The sequence below is a fragment of the Streptomyces sp. WM6386 genome (genome assembly GCF_000972385.1).
In the GTDB taxonomy this organism is placed as follows: Bacteria; Actinomycetota; Actinomycetes; order Streptomycetales; family Streptomycetaceae; genus Streptomyces.
Window position 1 is genome coordinate 1 of sequence record NZ_JXTE01000602.1, and the last position, 378, is coordinate 378.

Consider the following 378-nt stretch of genomic DNA (forward strand, 5'->3'; position numbering starts at 1 on the left):
CGCGAACACCGTCGGGGCAGGCGGCGGCTGGTGAGCGGCGTGTCAACGCTCTCGTCTACCTTGCGGGCATGTCGGCGGCTGTCGCGCCGGGGCGGTTCATTCCGCTGGAGGCGGAGGTCAGAGTCGTAGATCACTACGGGGTCGGGGGGTGGGAGTCCGTCGTGCGAGGCGCGCGGCCAGAGTGGCCGGGAAATCCTCTGCCCGGGCCAGCTGGGTGCGCAGATCGGCGACTCTCTGCTGGGTAGCCTGCTCGAAGCCGCGGATCCGCTCCAGTAGCTTCTCGCGCTCCCCGGGGGGCAGTTCCTCGCCGGAGTCGAGGCGGTCGGTGGCGTCGAGCAGGGCGCGCATCTCGTCGAGGGTGAAGCCGAGCGGCTTCAT

The 378-nt window shown here is 70.6% G+C and carries 1 pseudogene; it reads right to left on the minus strand.

Annotated elements, in window-relative coordinates:
- Positions 1-117 precede the first annotated feature (117 nt).
- Positions 118-378 (minus strand): annotated as a pseudogene (locus TN53_RS42875) (MerR family transcriptional regulator); the annotation flags it as partial.